Origin of the sequence: Asticcacaulis endophyticus, from assembly GCF_014652575.1 — a bacterium.
Classification (GTDB): domain Bacteria; phylum Pseudomonadota; class Alphaproteobacteria; order Caulobacterales; family Caulobacteraceae; genus Asticcacaulis; species Asticcacaulis endophyticus.
The window spans coordinates 1-1126 of sequence record NZ_BMZB01000013.1; the positions used below are offsets into that span (position 1 = coordinate 1).

General features: G+C 55.8%; 1 protein-coding gene. It reads left to right on the forward strand.

Going from position 1 to position 1126, the window contains the following annotated elements; all coding sequences use genetic code 11:
* Window positions 1–7 precede the first annotated feature (7 nt).
* A protein-coding gene (locus IE102_RS17790; RefSeq protein WP_373295621.1) for an IS3 family transposase occupies window positions 8–1126 on the forward strand; the annotation gives its coding sequence in 2 pieces (ribosomal slippage) (window positions 8–248 and window positions 248–1126; 1120 coding nt annotated over the 2 pieces). This gene is flagged as partial in the annotation.

Below are 1126 nucleotides of genomic sequence, written 5' to 3' on the forward strand. Positions count from 1 at the left end.
GCTACAGATGAAGATGGGAAACAGGTTTTCGGACGCGTTTAAAAAGGACGCGGTGATGCAGGTTGTTGATCGCGGCTATGCGGTCAAAGAGGTTGCTGCGCGGCTGGGGATCAGCACGAAGTCGCTTTACACGTGGAAGGCTGAGTTTTCGAAGCCTGCCAAGGTCAGGCGTGAAGATGACTCCGTTGCCGCTGAGCTTCGGCGGGTCAAAGCCGAACTGGCCCGTGTGACGGAGGAGCGCAACATCCTAAAAAAGGCCGCAGCGTACTTCGCGCGAGACTCTCGGTGAGGTACGCATTTATCGAAGCTCACAGGCCTGAGTTTTCGATCCGGGCTATGTGCCGCACGCTGAGTGTACATTTCAGCGGCTTTTATGCCTGGCTGAAGGCCCCTTTGAGCCAGCGGGCCATCGATGATGTTCGTCAGACGGCGCTGATCAGGCAGGCTTGGGAAGATAGCGGCAAGGTCTACGGTTATCGCAAGCTGCATGATGATCTACGCGACCAAGGCGAAGACTGTTCACCGAACCGCGTCTCACGCTTAGCGAGCCTTGCCGGCATTGCAGCCCAGATCGGCTACAGGCGCCGTCCTGGCCGTTACGGTGGCAGTCCTGCCATCGTTGCCGAGAACACGTTGGCGCGGAAGTTTGACGTCCAGATCCTCGATCAGATCTGGGTGACCGACATCACCTACATTAAAACCTATGAAGGCTGGGCATATCTTGCGGTCGTCATTGACCTGTTTTCACGTCGCGTGGTCGGCTGGTCGATGCAGTCACGCATGACAACAGATCTGGCGTTGCAGGCTCTTCTGATGGCGGTCTGGCGGAGAAAACCCAAAAGCACCGTCACGATCCATTCCGATCAAGGCTCGCAATACACCAGTCGCGAGTGGCAAACCTTTCTACGTCAGCACAATCTGGAAGCCAGCATGAGCCGCCGTGGGAACTGCCATGACAATGCCGTTGCCGAAAGCTTCTTCCAATTGCTGAAACGCGAATGGATCAGGCGGAAAACCTACGCTACCCGAGAGGCCGCAAGGCAGGACGTGTTCGAATATATCGAGATGTTCTATAACCCAAAGCGCAAACACACCAACAATGGCATGTTGTCGCCCATTGACTTTG